Below are 14,134 nucleotides of genomic sequence, written 5' to 3'. Positions count from 1 at the left end.
GAACCCCCGGCGCGCACCGCGCCGGGGGTTCCGCGCGTCCGGGCCGGGAGGCAGGCTGGCGCGGTGGACGCTCCCTGGGACCTGACCGTCGTGCACACCGCCGACCTGGGGCCGCGGCGGCTGCGCGAGGTGCGCCTCCTGCTCGACGACGCCTTCGTCGGCGACGTCGACGACACCGACCTCGACCACGCCCTGGGCGGGCTGCACGTGCTGGCCCGGCTCGACGGCGCCCTCGTCGGCCACGCCGCCCTGGTGCAGCGTTCCCTCGTCGCCGGCGGCCGGCCGGTGCGCGCCGGGTACGTGGAGGCCGTCGCGGTCGCCGCCGCGCACCGCCGCCGCGGGCTGGGCTCGGCGCTGATGGGCGTCGTGGAGGACCTGGCCGCCCGCGCGCACGAGGCGGTGTTCCTCGGCGCCTCCGACGACGGCGCGCGGCTGTACCGCCCGCGCGGCTGGCGGGTGTGGAGCGGGCCGACGGGCGTGGTGACCCCCGAGGGGGTGCGCGCCACGCCCGACGACGACGGCGGCGTCCACGTCCACGACCCCGCCGGCGCGCTGGACGTGACCACCCGGCTGCTGTGCGACTGGCGCTGCGGCGACGTGTGGTGAGCGCCGGCGGGGCCCGGCTCAGCCGACGCCGAACGCCTCCTTGACGGGGTCGATCGCGAAGTAGAGGACGAACAGGGCGGCCGTCAGCCACATCAGCGGGTGCACCTGGCTCGCCTTGCCGCGCGCGACCTTCAGGACGACGTGCGCCACGAAGCCCGCGCCGATGCCGGCGCTGATCGAGTAGGTGAACGGCATGAGCACGATCGTCAGGAACGCGGGCAGCGCGATCTCCACGTCGTCCCAGTCGATGCCCTTGACCTGCGTCATCATCAGGAACCCGACGACGACGAGGGCGGGCGTGGCGGCCTCGTAGGGCACGATCGCCACGACCGGCGCCAGGAAGGTCGTCAGCAGGAACGCCACCCCGGTGACCACGCTGGCCAGGCCGGTGCGCGCGCCCTCCCCCACGCCGGTGGCGGACTCGATGTAGCTGGTGTTGCTGGAGACGCCCGCGGCGCCGCCGGCCGCGGCCGCGAGCGAGTCCACCACCAGGATGCGCCGCGTGCCCGGCGGGTTGCCCTCGGCGTCCAGCAGGTCGCCCTCCTTGCCGATGGCGACCATCGTCCCCATCGTGTCGAAGAAGTCGGCCAGCAGGAGCGTGAAGACGAGCAGGACGACGCTGACGACGCCGATGCGCTCGAAGGAGCCCAGCAGGTTGAACTGCCCGAGCAGCGAGAAGTCCGGGGTGTCCACCCAGGAGTCCGGCAGCGCCGGCACGTTCAGGCCCCAGGCGCGCGCGTCGCGCACCTCGCCGTCGGCGCCGGTGCGCGGGCCCAGCTGGGCGATCGCCTCGACGACGACGGCGAGCACGGTGGCGGCGACGATGCCGCCGAGGATGGCCCCGCGCACTCCGCGCGCCATGAGCACGATCATCAGCAGGAGCCCGACGACGAAGACGAGCGTGGGCCAGCCGTTGAGGAAGCCGCCGATGCCCAGTTCCAGGGGGGTGCCACTGCCGGAGCGCACGAATCCCGCGTCGACGAGACCCACGATGGTGATGAACAGGCCGATGCCGACGCTGATGGCGGTCTTCAGCTGCGCCGGCACGGCGTGGAAGACGGCCTCCCGGAAACCGGTCAGGACGAGGACCAGGATGATCAGGCCCTCCAGGACCACCAGGCCCATCGCGTCCGCCCACGTCATCCCCGGCAGCGCGGCGACGCCGAAGGCGACGAACGCGTTCAGGCCCAGGCCGGTGGCCAACGCCAGCGGGTAGTTGGCGACGACACCCATGAGGATCGTCATCACCCCGGCGACGAGCGCGGTGGCCGCGGCGACCGCCGCGAGGTCCGGGGCGTCACCGCCGCCGAGGAAGGCGCCGGTGCTGTCGGGCTGGGTGCCGATGATCAGCGGGTTCAGCACGACGATGTAGGCCATCGTGAAGAACGTGGCCAGGCCGCCGCGGACCTCGCGGGCGACGGTGGAGCCGCGTTCGGCGATCCGGAAGTACCGGTCCAGCGCGGAGCGCCGCTGGGCGGGTTCGGTGGGGGTGGCCATGAGCACCTCGGGCGTTCTCGAGCGGGAGCGGCGTGCGGCCGCGACGTCGAGGCCCGTGCGGATCCTGCCAGAGCCGGCGCCGCGACCGGGAACGCCCGCACGGGCCGTCGGCGGCCCGGGACGCTCAGTGGCTGGTGGTGCCGCGGCGCGACTCCAGCACGGGATCGACGAGGTTCTCGACGACGAGGCCGGTGACGACGGCGTCCACCGCGGCGTGCAGGACCTCCACGACGCCCTCGCCGCTGCGCCAGGTGCGCGGCGGGGCGCCCGCGCCGGTGGCGTTCTGCAGGGTCTGGTCGACGATGATCCGGGTGAGGGTCTGCGCGACGTCGGCGCGCACCCGCAGCAGGCCGCTGGCCCGCCACACCCCGCGCAGGGCGCCGAGGGCGGCGCTGGTGGCGACCTGCGCGGCGAGCGTCGCCGCGACGGGGTGCTCGTCGTCACCCGGGTGGCGGCCCAGCAGGATCAACAGGGTGCGTCCCGGCACGTGCGACGCGGGCCGGCCGGTGACCGCGCGCTCGACGCGCTGCCCGGCCACCGTCGCCACCGCCCCCGCGAGCCCGCCGAGCACGCCGCGGGCGGCGGCCCGCGCCAGCACCGCCGGGCGCGTGCCGTCCGCCTCGGTGATCGTCAGCCCCACGGCGCCACCCTGCCCGGCCCCGCGCTCCCCCGCCACCGCACCGCACCGCACCGCATCCCCTTCCCGCGGTGATCAAGGAAGTTGCAACATCCTTGATCACCGTGATCATGCATGTTGCAACTTCCTTGATCATCGCGGGTGGGGTGGGGGGGTGGCGTCAGGGGCGCTGGCCGAAGACGTGGCGGCGCACCCAGGCGTGCATCGCCACGGCGGCCGCGGCGCCGACGTTGATCGAGCGGGTCGAGCCGAACTGCGCGATGGCGAGCACGTCCGTGCAGTGCGCCACCGCCTCGTCCGTCAGCCCCGGGCCCTCCTGGCCGAACAGCAGCACGCACGCGCGGGGCAGGTCGTACGTCTCCAGCGGGACCGAGCCGTCGACGTTGTCGATCCCCACCACGGGCAGGCCGCGCTCGCCCGCCCAGTGCGCGAGCGCGGCCACGTCGGCGTGGTGGTGCACCGACAGGTACCGGTCGGTGACCATCGCGCCGCGCCGGTTCCAGCGCTTGTGCCCCACGACGTGGGCCCCGGCGGCGTTGACCGCGTTGGCGGTGCGCACCACCGAGCCGATGTTCGCGTCGTGCTGCCAGTTCTCCACCGCGACGTGCAGCGGGTGCCGGCGCGTGTCGAGGTCGGCGACGATCGCGGCGTTGGACCAGTAGCGGTAGGCGTCCACGACGTTGCGGCGGTCGCCCTCGCGCAGCAGCTCGGGGTCGTAGCGGGGGTCGTCCGGCCAGGGGCCCTCCCAGGGGCCGACCCCGACCACGCGCTCCGGCGCGTCCCCCTGCTCGCTGCCCGGCACCGGTCCATCCTGTCAGCCCCCTGTCAGCGTCCCGCCGGTTCCCCCGAGGAGTGCCCGTGCCCCGTCCCCGCCCGTTCGCGCAGGTCGACGTCTTCTCCGCCGTGCCGTACCGGGGCAACCCGGTGGCGGTGGTCCTGGACGCCGAGGGTCTGGACGCGGAGGCGATGCAGCGGTTCGCGGCGTGGACGAACCTGTCGGAGACGACGTTCGTGCTGCCGCCGGCCGACCCGGGAGCGGACTACCGGTTGCGGATCTTCACCCCCGGTGGGGAGCTGCCGTTCGCCGGGCACCCCACCCTCGGGTCCGCGCACGCGTGGCTGGGGGCGGGCGGGCGCCCGCGCGGCGGCGACGTGGTGGTGCAGGAGTGCGGTGCCGGGCTGGTGCCGGTGCGCCGCGACGGGAGCGCGCTGAGCTTCGCGGCGCCGCCGCTGGTGCGCACCGGTCCCCTGGAGGAGGACGTCCTGGAACGGGCGGTGCGGGCGCTGGGCCTGGCCCGCGCGGACGTGCTGGACCACCGGTGGGTGGACAACGGCCCCGGCTGGGCGGCGCTGCGGTTGACCTCGGCGCAGCGGGTTCTGGAGGTGGAGGTCGACGCGCCCGCCCTGGGCGACCTGCCGCTGGGGGTGGTCGGCGCCCACCCGGCCGGGTCGGAGCACGCCGTGGAGGTGCGCGCGTTCGTGCCGGAGCTGGGGGTGCCGGAGGACCCGGTGACCGGCAGCCTCAACGCCGGCCTCGCCCAGTGGCTCACCGGGGACGGCACCCTGCCGCCGGACTACACCGCCGCGCAGGGCACCCGGGTGGGCCGGGCCGGCGTGGTGCGGGTGCGCACGCTGGACGGCGCGGTGTGGGTGGGCGGGGACAGCACGACCTGCGTGGAGGGCACCGTCCGGCTCTGAGGCGGTGGCTCCGGGGCGGTTCAGCCGCCGCCGCGGCGCGCCGATGACCCTGGTCACGCCCGCTCGTCCCCTGGAGGTCCTCGTGTGCCGGCTCCTCGCCTTCGCCGCTCCGGGCCCCACCACGCTCGCGGAGCTGATCGGCGCCGAGCGGCTGGCGGCGTTCCGCGGCCTGTCGGGCCTGCACGCCGACGGGTGGGGCACGGCGTGGGTCGACGGGACCCGCGAGGTCCGGCGGGTGCGCGACGCGCTGCCGGTGCAGCGCTCGCGCCGCGGGGCGGCGGCGCTGGCGGAGCGGCCGAGCACCGCGCGGCTGGTGCACCTGCGCCTGGCCACGCCGGGGATGACGGTCGGGCACGAGAACAGCCACCCGTTCCTGCACGGCGGCGTCGCCTTCGCCCACAACGGCTCGGTGCCGTCGGTGCCGGTGCTGGAGGACCTGGTCGGCGAGCGGCACCTGACCGACGTGCGCGGCGGCACCGACAGCGAGCGGATCTTCGCGCTGGTGCGCCGGTACGCCGACGCGGGCGCGGACCTGACGACGGCCGCGGCCCGCGCGACGGTCCGGCTGCGCGAGGCGTTCCCGGGCGCCAGCTTCAACGCGGTCCTGCTGAGCGCGGACGAGGTGGTCGTCGTGCACGCCAGCGAGCGCTCACCCGTGCCGCTGGCCGACCTGTGCGCGAGCGGCCTGGCGCCGGCGGACCTGCCGCGCGACCACGTCGAGGGCTACTACCGGATGAGCCTGCTGCGCCGCCCGGACGGGGCGGTGGTGTTCACCTCGGCGGGCATCGACACCACGGGCTGGGAGCCGCTGCCGCCGGCGTCGATCACCACGGTGCGGCTGGGCACCCTCCAGGTGCGGGTGCGCGACCTGGAGGGTGCGGCGGCCCGCGGTCAGAGGGTGGCGGGCACCGTGCCGGGGTCGCCGTCGGCGGCCGCGGCCAGCACCGGGACGGCCTGCTCGATCGCGTAGGGCAGCGACAGCGGGCTGGAGAACCCCAGTGCGCCGGCGAAGTCGTCCTCGAAGATCGGCATGTAGACGGTGCGCCCCTCGGTGACGACCGCCAGGCCGGCGGCCGCGCCGTTGGCGGTGAACTCCTCGGCGGTGGCGCCCAGGACGACGAGCACGTCGGTGTCCATGACGGAGGCCTGCTCGGCGCTGAGCTCCCCCTCGACGGGGTTGCCCTCGAAGCCGAGCTCCTGGAAGAACTTGCCGCGCGGGTCGCCGGCACCCAGCAGGTAGTACTGGCCGCTGATGATCAGGGCGACGGTCACGGTCCTGCTGGCGAAGTCGGGGTTCGCGTCGACGGCGTCCTGGAAGTCGGCTTCGACCTCCTCGGTCAGCGACTCCGCCTCCTCGACCCGGCCCAGGGCCTGGCCGATGACCCGCAGCTCCTCCTGCCAGGTCGCGGCCGCGCCCTCGGTCGGGCCCGGGACGTCGGCGATGGTGGGGGCGATGGCGCTGAGCTGGTCGTAGAGGCCCTGCTCCATGTAGGAGTAGGCCCCGATGATCAGGTCGGGCTGCAGGGCGGCGATCGCCTCGAGGTTCAGCTCCGCCTCACCGACCTCCGGGATCCCGCCCTCGGGCAGGAGGTCCTGGGCCCACGGCCGCTGGGCGGAGTCGTAGCTGAGGGTCTTGCGGGTGCCCACGGGCGTGATGCCCAGGGCGAGGACGAAGTCCTGCTCGTTGTAGCCGACGGTCACGACCCTGGTGGGGGCCTCGGTGATCTCGGTGGAGCCGAGCTCGTGCTCGACGGTGACGGGGAAGGCGCCGCTCCCGCCGGAGGCGGACGTGCCCGACGAGGTGGAGCCCGCGGCCGCGGGGTCCTCCTCACCGCCGCAGGCGGACAGGGTGGCCAGGGCGCCGGAGGCGGCCAGCGCGGTGAGGACGGATCGACGGTGCACGCGCCGAGGGTAGCCTCACCTCACCCCGCGCCGGTGCGGTCTGCCCGGCGCGGGATCAGGCCGCGCGCCGCCACGCCGAGCGCAGCGACAGGCTGCGCCCGGTCTGCAGCAGGGAGTTCTCGTACAGCCGCCGGGCGACGACGACGAACAGCGCGGCGGTGGCGGCGATGACCAGCAGCGCGATGAGCGGTTCGGTCCAGCCGACGTCGCCCTGCAGGACCCGCTTGGGCATGACCATCGGGGAGGACAGCGGCACGTACGACAGGACGGTCTGCAGCGTGCCGGGGTCGTTGGCGGCGAACGTCGCGAAGAACGGCAGCATGACGAGCATCTGCACCGGGGTGGCGGTGGACTGCAGGTCCTCCAGCCGGCTGGCCATCGCCCCGGCCGCCGCCCACAGGCACGAGAGCATCGCGAAGCCGACGACGAAGAACACCACGAACCACACCGCGGCCGCGGGCACGCTGGGCAGGCTCTCCAGCAGCTCCGGCTCGGCGACCGCCAGACCGCCCAGGCCGACGGCCACCAGCAGCACGATCTGCCCCAGCGCCAGCAGCCCGTTGCCGACGATCTTCCCGACGAGCAGCTGGTTCACCGGCACGGTGGTGACGAGCAGCTCCACCACGCGGGTCTGCTTCTCCTGCACGACGCTCTGGGCGATGGAGTAGCCGAAGATGACGACGATCTGCAGGAACAGGATCGCGAACGCCAGCCCCAGCAGGTAGGTGGTGAACGGGTCCACGGCGTCCGGGTCGAGCAGGCGCTGGGCGGGCGGCGGCAGGGTGAGGACCTGCTCGGCGGTGGTCTCGTCCACGCCCGCCCCGGTCAGCAGCGCCACCGACTGCGCGGCCCGCACCCGCGCCGAGAGGACGTCCGCGAGCCCCGAGGGGACGTTGCGGTCGCCGACGACCTCGGCGGTGCCGGACGCGGCCGGCAGCACCGCGGCGTCGACGTCCCCGGCGCGCACGGCGGCCTCCGCGGCGGCGGCGTCGGCGACGGTGCGCACCTCGACGCGCACGTCGCCGCCCTCACCGGGCCGTTCGGCCAGCAGCGGGGCGGTGGCGGGGGTGGCGGCCACGTCGTAGCGGTCGGTGCCGCCGGAGAGCAGGCCCGGCAGGAACGCCGCGGCCAGCACGATGACCAGGAGCAGGAGCGTGGAGAAGACGAACCCCTTGTCGCGCAGGCGCTCGCGCACCTCCCGTTCGGCCACGAGCCACCACTGGCGCTGGACGCTCGCGGTCGCGCTCACCGGGACACCTCCGAGAACAGGTCGGACAGGGACGGCACGACGGGCGCGAACGAGCGCACCGGGCCGCGGCGCAGCGCCTCGGCGAGGAGCCGCTGGTCGGTGCCGGCACCCTCCACCTCCACGACGACGCGACCGGGGGCGGAGTCCACCGGTCGCACCCCGGGCACGTCGCGCACCCACTCCAGCGGGCCGTCCGCCGCCAGCGCGTACCGGGACCCGGCGCGCCCCCGGCGCAGCTCCTCCGGTTCCCCGGCGGCCACGACGCGCCCGCCGGCGAGGATGACGAGCTCGTCGCACAGGCGGTCCACGAGGTCCAGCTGGTGGCTGGAGAACAGCACGCCGACGCCGGCGCGGACCCGCTCGCGCAGCAGTTCCGCCATCGCGTCCACGGCGAGGGGGTCCAGGCCGGAGAACGGCTCGTCCAGGACGAGCAGCTCCGGGTCGTGCACGAGGGCGGCGGCGACCTGCACGCGCTGCTGGTTGCCCAGGGAGAGCGACTCCAGCTTGTCCGCGGCGCGCTCCCCCAGGCCGAGGCGCTCCAGCAGCTCCTGCGCGCGGGTGGTGGCGGCGGCGCGGTCCACGCCGTGCAGGCGCGCCAGGAACACCAGCTGCTCCAGCAGCCGGCCCTTGGGGTAGAGGCCCCGCTCCTCGGGCATGTAGCCGAACCGGCGCCGCTGGGCGAGGTCGGGGACCCGCCCGCGGAACGTCACGGTGCCGGAGTCGGGGGCCAGGACGCCCAGGGCGATGCGCATGGTGGTGGTCTTGCCGGCGCCGTTGGCGCCGACGAAACCCACCATGCGCCCGTCGGGAACGGCCAGGCTCACGGCGTCCAGCGCGAGGCGGTCGCCGAAGCGGCGGGTGATGGAGTCCAGGACGAGCACGGGGCGACCGTAGGGACGTGCGAGCGCCGGCGCGTCACCCGTTCGGTGCACCGCCCCTCCCCCGCTCGGCGGGGTTCAGCCGCCGGCGGCGTGCACCCGCACGGCGGTGGCCTTCACGACGAAGTGGACCTCGTCGCCGGGGGTCAGGCGCGCCTCGGCGGCGGCCTCCACGGTGACGTCGGCGAACAGCTCCAGCGGCCCGTGGCGCCCGCGCACCCGCACCGCCCGCCCGCGCGGCTCCAGCTGGGTGACGGTGACGCGCCAGCGGTTGCGGGGGCTGCCGCTGGGGTCGGTGGCGTGCACGGCGACGGCGGCGGGGTCCAGGACCGCGACCGCCGGCTCCCCCGGCGAGCACCCGTCGTCGACGACGCCGGCGACGTCGGTGCCGTCGGGGGTGCGCAGGCCACCGGCGGTGGCGCGGCCGGCGAGCAGGACCAGCCCGGCGATCCGGGCGGCGAACGCGCTGCGGGGGCGGGTGAGGACGTCGCGCACCGCACCGCGCTCGGCGACGCGGCCGTCCTGGAGCACGGCGACGGTGTCGGCCAGGGCGAGGACGTCGAGCAGGTCGTGGGTGACGAGCACGGTGCCGTCGCGGGGGGCGTGCCCGCCGCGCAGCACCTCGCGCAGCACCTGCCGCACCTCGGGGGCGGCGGTGACGTCGAGGGCGGCCATCGGCTCGTCGAGCAGCAGCAGGCGCGGGCCGGTGGCGAGCGCCCGCGCCAGGGCGACCCGCTGGGCCTGGCCGCCGGAGAGCCCGCGCGGGCGGCGGCCGGCGAGGTGCGCGGCGCCGACGGCGTCCAGCCAGCGCGCGGCCCGCTCGCGGGCCTCGCGGCGGGGCGCCCCCGCGCTGCGCGGGCCGAAGGCGACGTTGCCGGCGACGCTCAGGTGCGGGAACAGCAGCGGGTCCTGGGCGAGCAGCGCCACGCCGCGGCGGTGGGCGGGCACGAAGACCTCGCGGCCGGGGCCCGCGGCGGCCAGGACCCGCCCGCCCAGCGCGACGCGGCCGGCGGTGGGCCGCAGCAGCCCGGCCAGCAGGTCCAGCAGGGTGGACTTGCCCGCGCCGTTGGGCCCGAGCACGGCCAGCACCTCGCCGGGGGCCGCCCGCAGGTCCACGGCCAGGCCGCGCGGGCCGTGCTGCGCGGCCACCTCCAGGCCGCTCACGCGACCCGGGGCCCGGGCCGGCCCCGCACGCCCACCACCACGAGCACGCTGACGACGACCAGCAGGAGCGAGAGGGCGACCGCGGCGTCCGGGTCGGTCTCGCGCTGCAGGTAGATCTCCAGGGGCAGGGTGCGGGTGACGCCCTGCAGGCTGCCGGCGAACGTGAGGGTGGCGCCGAACTCCCCCAGGGCGCGGGCGAAGGCCAGCACCGCGCCGGACGCCAGCCCGGGCGCCACCAGCGGCAGCGTGACGCGCACCAGCACCCGGCCCGGCCGCGCGCCGAGGGTGGCGGCGACGCGCTCGTAGCGCTCACCGGCGGTGCGCAGCGCCCCCTCGAGGCTGACGACGAGGAAGGGCATCGAGACGAACGTCTGCGCCAGGACCACCGCGAGGGTGCTGAAGGCGACCTGCACGCCGAGGGCGTCCAGGGCCGGTCCGAGCAGGCCGCGCCGGCCCACCGCGTACAGCAGCGCGAGCCCGCCGACGACGGGCGGCAGCACCAGCGGCAGCAGCACCAGCGCGCGCAGCGCGCGCAGGCCCGGGAAGCGGGCGCGGGCCAGCACCAGGGCCAGCGGGACGCCCAGCAGCAGGCAGCAGGCGGTGCTGGCCGTGGCCGTGACCAGGCTCAGGCGCAGCGCCGCCAGGGAGGAGGGGGAGGTCACCAGCGCGCCGAAGCGCGGCCAGTCCACGCGGGCGACGACCGCGACGAGCGGGACCAGCACGAGCAGCGCCCCGGCGGCGGCGGGCACGTGCACCCAGGCGGGCAGCGCACCGCCCACGGGCGCGGCGGCGCGGCGCTCCCGGCGGGCGCGCGCCCTCACGCGGCGGGCACCCCGAACCCGGCGGCGAGGAGGGCCTGCCGCCCCGCCGGGCCGGTGACGGCGTCGACGAACTGCGCGGCCAGCGCGGGGTCGGCGGCGTCGCGCAGCGCGGCGACGGGGTAGGTGTTGACCGCGCCGGCCGCCTCGGGGAACGGCACGGCGGTGACGGCGTCGCCGGCGCGGGCGACGTCGGTGGCGTAGACGAGACCGGCGTCGGCCTGGCCGGAGGTGACCTTGCCCAGGACGTCGGTGACGGAGGACTCCTCGCTGACCGGGGTCAGCGCGACGCCGGTGGCCTCCTGCACGCGCTGCGCGGCGGCCCCGCACGGCACCTGCGGCGCGCACGCGACCACCGCGAGCCCGGGCCGGGCGAGGTCGGCGAAGGAGGTGACGCCGGCGGTGTTGCCGGCGGGGGTGGCGATGGTCAGGACGTTGGTGGCGAACACCTCCGGCTCGCCGGCGGTCAGGCCGGCACCGGTGACGCGGGCCATCGTCGCCTCGTCGGCGGAGGCGAACACGTCGGCGGGGGCGCCCTCGGCGATCTGGGTGGCCAGGTCGGAGGAGCCGGCGGCGCTGAGCGCGACGTCGACGCCGGGGTGGTCGCGCTCGAAGTCCTGCGCCACCTCGGTGAACACCTCCTGCAGGGAAGCGGCGGCGAACACGGTGAGGGTCCGCCCGGCCCCGTCCGCGTCGGCGCACCCGGCGGGCAGCGCGGCCACCAGCGCGGCGGCCGCGGCGACCAGCGCGCGCGGGGCCCGGTGCGCGCTCACGCCCGCTCCCCCGCCGCGGTCTCCACGACCACGGTGGTGGCCTTGACGACGGCGGTGGCGCGGCTGCCGGGCTGCAGGCCCAGCTCCTCGGCGGCCTCGCGGCTCATCAGGGACACCACGCGGTGCGGCCCGCACTGCATCTCCACCTGCGCCATGACCCCGTCGACGAGGACGCGGGTGACCAGGCCCGCGAAGCGGTTGCGCGCCGAGCGCGCCACCCCGGTGGCGTCGGGCGCGGCGCCGGCGGAGTTGCGCACCGCGAAGGCGGCCAGGGCGGCGCCGTCCACGACGAGGCGCCCGGCGCCGTCGCGCGCGGCGGGCAGCGCCCCGGCCTCGGTCCAGCGACGGGCGGTGTCGTCGGAGACGCCGAGCAGCTCGGCGACCTCGCGGATCCGGTACTGCGGCACGGCGGCAGCTTAGGGGCCGCACCTGCGGCACCGCGAGCCGGTGGCGGCCGCAGGTGCGTCACTCGCCGCGCAGGATCGCCAGCATCTCCGGCAGCTCGAACACCTGCGCCACGGCCACGCCGGACTGCCGGCCCAGCTCGGGGTCGGCCCCGGCGGCCAGCAGGGCGCGCACGGTCGGCTCGTCGCGGCGGAACACCGCTGCACCCAGCGCGGTCTGGCCCTTGTCGTTGACGCGGGCGTGGTCGGCGCCGCGCTCGAGCAGGGCCCGCACCAGCTCCTCGTGGCGGTGGTAGGCGGCCAGGATCAGCAGGGTGTCGCCGGAGGAGTTCGTCAGGTCCACCGGCACCCCCGCGTCCAGGCGCTCCAGCAGCGCCGCGGCGGCTCCCCCGCGCGCCAGCTCGAAGGTCTCCTGCAGGAAGCGCAGCTCGTCGTCGCTCAGGTCCGCGGTCACGACCCGACGGTAACGGCGGCCGGGGGGCTGGCGCGTGGGCCGCCGCGCCCCTACGGTGCACTGAACCGGTTCGGTGCAGCGTCGCCCGCGGGTCGCGCCGCCCGAGCCGCGACCGGCGAAGGACCCGAGAGGACGACGTGCTCGACACCGACAAGATCTCCGTGCAGCTGTACACGGTCCGCGACGCGCTCGCGGCCGACACCGACGGCACCCTGGCCCGCCTGGCCGCCATCGGCTTCCGCAAGGTCGAGCCGTTCGGCCTGACCGAGTGGGCGCCGAAGCTGGCCCCGGCCCTGGCCGCCCACGGCCTGAGCGCCCCCAGCACCCACGCCAAGGTCGTCGGCGGTGACGTCGAGGAGGTCCTCGCCGCCGCCGCCACCACCGGCACCACGCTCGTCGTGGAACCGTTCGTGGACCCCGAGCGCTGGACGAACGCCGAGGACGTCGCCGCGATCGCCGCCGAGCTGAACGCCGCCGCGCGCCGCGCCGCCGACGCCGGCGTCACCATCGGCTACCACAACCACTGGTTCGAGCTGGAGAACCTCATCGGCGGGCGCACCGCCCTGGAGGTCCTGGCCGACTCCCTCGACGACGCCGTCGCCCTGGAGGTCGACACCTACTGGGTCGCCGTCGGCGGCCAGGACCCCGCGGCCCTGCTGGGCCGGCTGGGCGAGCGCGTCAAGGCCGTGCACCTGAAGGACGGCGACGGCACCCGCGAGACGAAGAACCAGGTCGCCCTCGGCACCGGCTCGATCGACGTGGCCGCGATCCTCGCCGCCTCCTCCGGCGTGCAGCTGGGCGTCGTGGAGCTGGACGACACCACCGGTGACGTCTTCGACGCCGTCGCCGGCGGCTACGCCTACCTCGCCGGGAAGGGGGCGCAGGCGTGAGCGCACCCGAGCCCCGCACCGGCCCCGTCGGCATCGGCCTCATCGGCGCCGGCGTCATCTCCGGCACCTACCTGGAGAACCTCACCGCCTTCCCCGACGTGCGGGTGCACGCGATCGGCGACCTCTTCCCCGAGGCGGCGAAGGCCCGGGCCGAGGCGCACGGCGTGCCCCACCACGGCGGCATCGACGCGGTCCTGCAGAACGAGGACGTGGAGGTCGTCGTCAACCTGACGATCCCCGCCGCGCACGTGGAGGTCTCCTCCGCGGCCATCGCCGCCGGCAAGCACGTGTGGAGCGAGAAGCCCATCGCGCTGGACCGCGCCGGCGGCGAGACCCTCCTCGCCCAGGCGGCCGCCGCGGGCGTGCGGCTGGGCTGCGCCCCCGACACCTTCCTGGGCGCCGGCGTGCAGGCGTCGCTGGCCGCGATCCGCCGCGGCGACATCGGCACCCCGCTGAGCGCGCTGACGCTCATGCAGTCCCCCGGCCCGGAGTCGTGGCACCCCAACCCGGCGTTCCTGTTCCAGCACGGCGCCGGGCCGCTGTTCGACATCGGCCCGTACTACTTCACGCTGCTGGTGCAGGCGTTCGGCCCGGTGGCCGCGGTCGCCGCGATCGGGTCGAAGTCGCGGGCCTCCCGCGTCATCGGCTCGGGGCCCAGGGCGGGCGAGAGCTTCGAGGTGACGGTGCCCACCCACGTCAGCGCCCTGGCGCAGTTCGAGAGCGGGCAGAGCTCGCAGAGCATCCTCAGCTTCGACTCCCCGCTGACCCGGCACGGCTTCGTGGAGATCACCGGGACCGAGGCCACCCTGGAGGTGCCCGACCCGAACAACTTCGACGGCGACGTGCGCATCCGGCGCACCGGCTCGGAGGAGTGGGAGCTGCTGGCCTCCACGAAGGCGACCTCCACCCGCGGCACGGGCGTGCTGGAGATGGCGCGCGCGATCCGCGCCGGGCGCCCGCACCGCGTGCAGGGCGCGCTGGCCCACCACGTCGTGGACGTGCTGGTCTCCGTCGACGAGTCGATCAAGAGCCGGCAGTTCGTCGACGTGACCAGCACCGTCGAGGCGGCCGAGCCGCTGCCGGCGGACTGGGACCCCACCGCCCGCACCGTCTGAGCGCACCACCGGTCCGGCGGCGGTGGCCACCACCCGCGGGTGGAGGCCA

The 14,134-nt window shown here is 76.3% G+C and carries 16 protein-coding genes; 5 read left to right on the top strand and 11 right to left on the bottom strand.

Going from position 1 to position 14,134, the window contains the following annotated elements; translation table 11 throughout:
- Nucleotides 1-63: 63 nt before the first annotated feature.
- Nucleotides 64-606: a GNAT family N-acetyltransferase gene (locus ACRYM0_RS17640; RefSeq protein ID WP_432507150.1), complete on the top strand. Its 543-nt coding sequence runs from the start codon at nt 64-66 to the stop codon at nt 604-606.
- Between the two features lie 18 nt (nt 607-624).
- On the opposite strand, the gene ACRYM0_RS17635 is transcribed toward ACRYM0_RS17640, so the two are convergent.
- The 3 genes from ACRYM0_RS17635 to ACRYM0_RS17625 all read right to left on the bottom strand — a co-directional run bounded on the left by ACRYM0_RS17635 (nt 625) and on the right by ACRYM0_RS17625 (nt 3,542).
- Complete coding sequence (locus ACRYM0_RS17635; RefSeq protein WP_432507149.1) at nt 625-2,103, bottom strand: NCS2 family permease; 1,479 nt, start codon at nt 2,101-2,103, stop codon at nt 625-627.
- A gap of 124 nt (nt 2,104-2,227) precedes the next feature.
- On the bottom strand, nt 2,228-2,743 hold the full coding sequence (locus tag ACRYM0_RS17630; RefSeq protein WP_432507148.1) for a hypothetical protein: 516 nt from the start codon (nt 2,741-2,743) through the stop codon (nt 2,228-2,230).
- Between the two features lie 157 nt (nt 2,744-2,900).
- Nucleotides 2,901-3,542: a TrmH family RNA methyltransferase gene (locus tag ACRYM0_RS17625; protein ID WP_432507147.1), complete on the bottom strand. Its 642-nt coding sequence runs from the start codon at nt 3,540-3,542 to the stop codon at nt 2,901-2,903.
- Nucleotides 3,543-3,598: 56 nt separating this feature from the next.
- On the opposite strand from ACRYM0_RS17625, the gene ACRYM0_RS17620 reads away from it, so the two are divergent.
- Nucleotides 3,599-4,438 (top strand): PhzF family phenazine biosynthesis protein, encoded by an 840-nt coding sequence (locus ACRYM0_RS17620; protein ID WP_432507146.1) that lies wholly within the window; start codon nt 3,599-3,601, stop codon nt 4,436-4,438.
- Between the two features lie 43 nt (nt 4,439-4,481).
- Nucleotides 4,482-5,408 carry a class II glutamine amidotransferase gene (locus tag ACRYM0_RS17615; RefSeq protein ID WP_432507145.1) on the top strand — a complete coding sequence of 309 codons (927 nt, stop codon included), beginning with the start codon at nt 4,482-4,484 and terminating at the stop codon, nt 5,406-5,408.
- Here the strand turns inward: ACRYM0_RS17615 and ACRYM0_RS17610 are convergent.
- The 8 genes from ACRYM0_RS17610 to ACRYM0_RS17575 all read right to left on the bottom strand — a co-directional run bounded on the left by ACRYM0_RS17610 (nt 5,330) and on the right by ACRYM0_RS17575 (nt 12,080).
- Entirely contained in the window at nt 5,330-6,340 is a 1,011-nt protein-coding gene (locus tag ACRYM0_RS17610; protein ID WP_432507144.1) for an iron-siderophore ABC transporter substrate-binding protein, read from the bottom strand. The genes ACRYM0_RS17615 and ACRYM0_RS17610 overlap by 79 nt on opposite strands.
- Nucleotides 6,341-6,395: 55 nt before the next feature.
- Entirely contained in the window at nt 6,396-7,589 is a 1,194-nt protein-coding gene (locus ACRYM0_RS17605; protein ID WP_432507143.1) for an ABC transporter permease, read from the bottom strand.
- A complete protein-coding gene (locus ACRYM0_RS17600) occupies nt 7,586-8,470 on the bottom strand; it encodes an ABC transporter ATP-binding protein (protein ID WP_432507142.1) in 885 nt (294 codons plus the stop codon). The genes ACRYM0_RS17605 and ACRYM0_RS17600 overlap by 4 nt, the downstream gene beginning before the upstream one ends.
- Before the next feature lie 75 nt (nt 8,471-8,545).
- Nucleotides 8,546-9,631, bottom strand: coding sequence for a sulfate/molybdate ABC transporter ATP-binding protein (locus ACRYM0_RS17595; protein WP_432507141.1), 1,086 nt, complete (start codon nt 9,629-9,631; stop codon nt 8,546-8,548).
- Nucleotides 9,628-10,452, bottom strand: coding sequence for an ABC transporter permease (locus tag ACRYM0_RS17590; protein WP_432507140.1), 825 nt, complete (start codon nt 10,450-10,452; stop codon nt 9,628-9,630). The genes ACRYM0_RS17595 and ACRYM0_RS17590 overlap by 4 nt, the downstream gene beginning before the upstream one ends.
- Nucleotides 10,449-11,222, bottom strand: a complete 774-nt coding sequence (gene modA, locus ACRYM0_RS17585; RefSeq protein WP_432507139.1) for a molybdate ABC transporter substrate-binding protein — start codon at nt 11,220-11,222, stop codon at nt 10,449-10,451. Before modA ends, ACRYM0_RS17590 begins: the two co-directional genes overlap by 4 nt.
- On the bottom strand, nt 11,219-11,629 hold the full coding sequence (locus tag ACRYM0_RS17580) for a TOBE domain-containing protein (protein ID WP_432507138.1): 411 nt from the start codon (nt 11,627-11,629) through the stop codon (nt 11,219-11,221). The genes modA and ACRYM0_RS17580 overlap by 4 nt, the downstream gene beginning before the upstream one ends.
- A 58-nt stretch (nt 11,630-11,687) precedes the next feature.
- Nucleotides 11,688-12,080 (bottom strand): ankyrin repeat domain-containing protein, encoded by a 393-nt coding sequence (locus tag ACRYM0_RS17575; protein WP_432507137.1) that lies wholly within the window; start codon nt 12,078-12,080, stop codon nt 11,688-11,690.
- Between the two features lie 137 nt (nt 12,081-12,217).
- Between ACRYM0_RS17575 and ACRYM0_RS17570 the strand changes: the two genes are divergently transcribed.
- Both ACRYM0_RS17570 and ACRYM0_RS17565 read left to right on the top strand, forming a co-directional pair.
- Nucleotides 12,218-12,970 carry a sugar phosphate isomerase/epimerase family protein gene (locus ACRYM0_RS17570; RefSeq protein WP_432507136.1) on the top strand — a complete coding sequence of 251 codons (753 nt, stop codon included), beginning with the start codon at nt 12,218-12,220 and terminating at the stop codon, nt 12,968-12,970.
- On the top strand, nt 12,967-14,085 hold the full coding sequence (locus ACRYM0_RS17565; RefSeq protein WP_432507135.1) for a Gfo/Idh/MocA family protein: 1,119 nt from the start codon (nt 12,967-12,969) through the stop codon (nt 14,083-14,085). The genes ACRYM0_RS17570 and ACRYM0_RS17565 overlap by 4 nt, the downstream gene beginning before the upstream one ends.
- The last annotated feature ends 49 nt before the right edge of the window (nt 14,086-14,134 follow it).

The sequence above is a fragment of the Kineococcus arenarius subsp. arenarius genome, assembly GCF_050871845.1.
GTDB lineage: Bacteria > Actinomycetota > Actinomycetes > Actinomycetales > Kineococcaceae > Kineococcus.
The sequence above is the reverse complement of the archived record's forward strand: the minus strand, read 5'-3'. Positions and strand labels throughout refer to the sequence as shown.

What these genes read in the sequence shown, in the direction of transcription:
- ACRYM0_RS17615 (WP_432507145.1), top strand. Translation starts at nt 4,482, where the DNA reads ATGACCCTGGTCACGCCCGCTCGTCCCCTGGAGGTCCTCGTGTGCCGG.
- ACRYM0_RS17635 (WP_432507149.1), bottom strand. Translation starts at nt 2,103, where the DNA reads ATGGCCACCCCCACCGAACCCGCCCAGCGGCGCTCCGCGCTGGACCGG.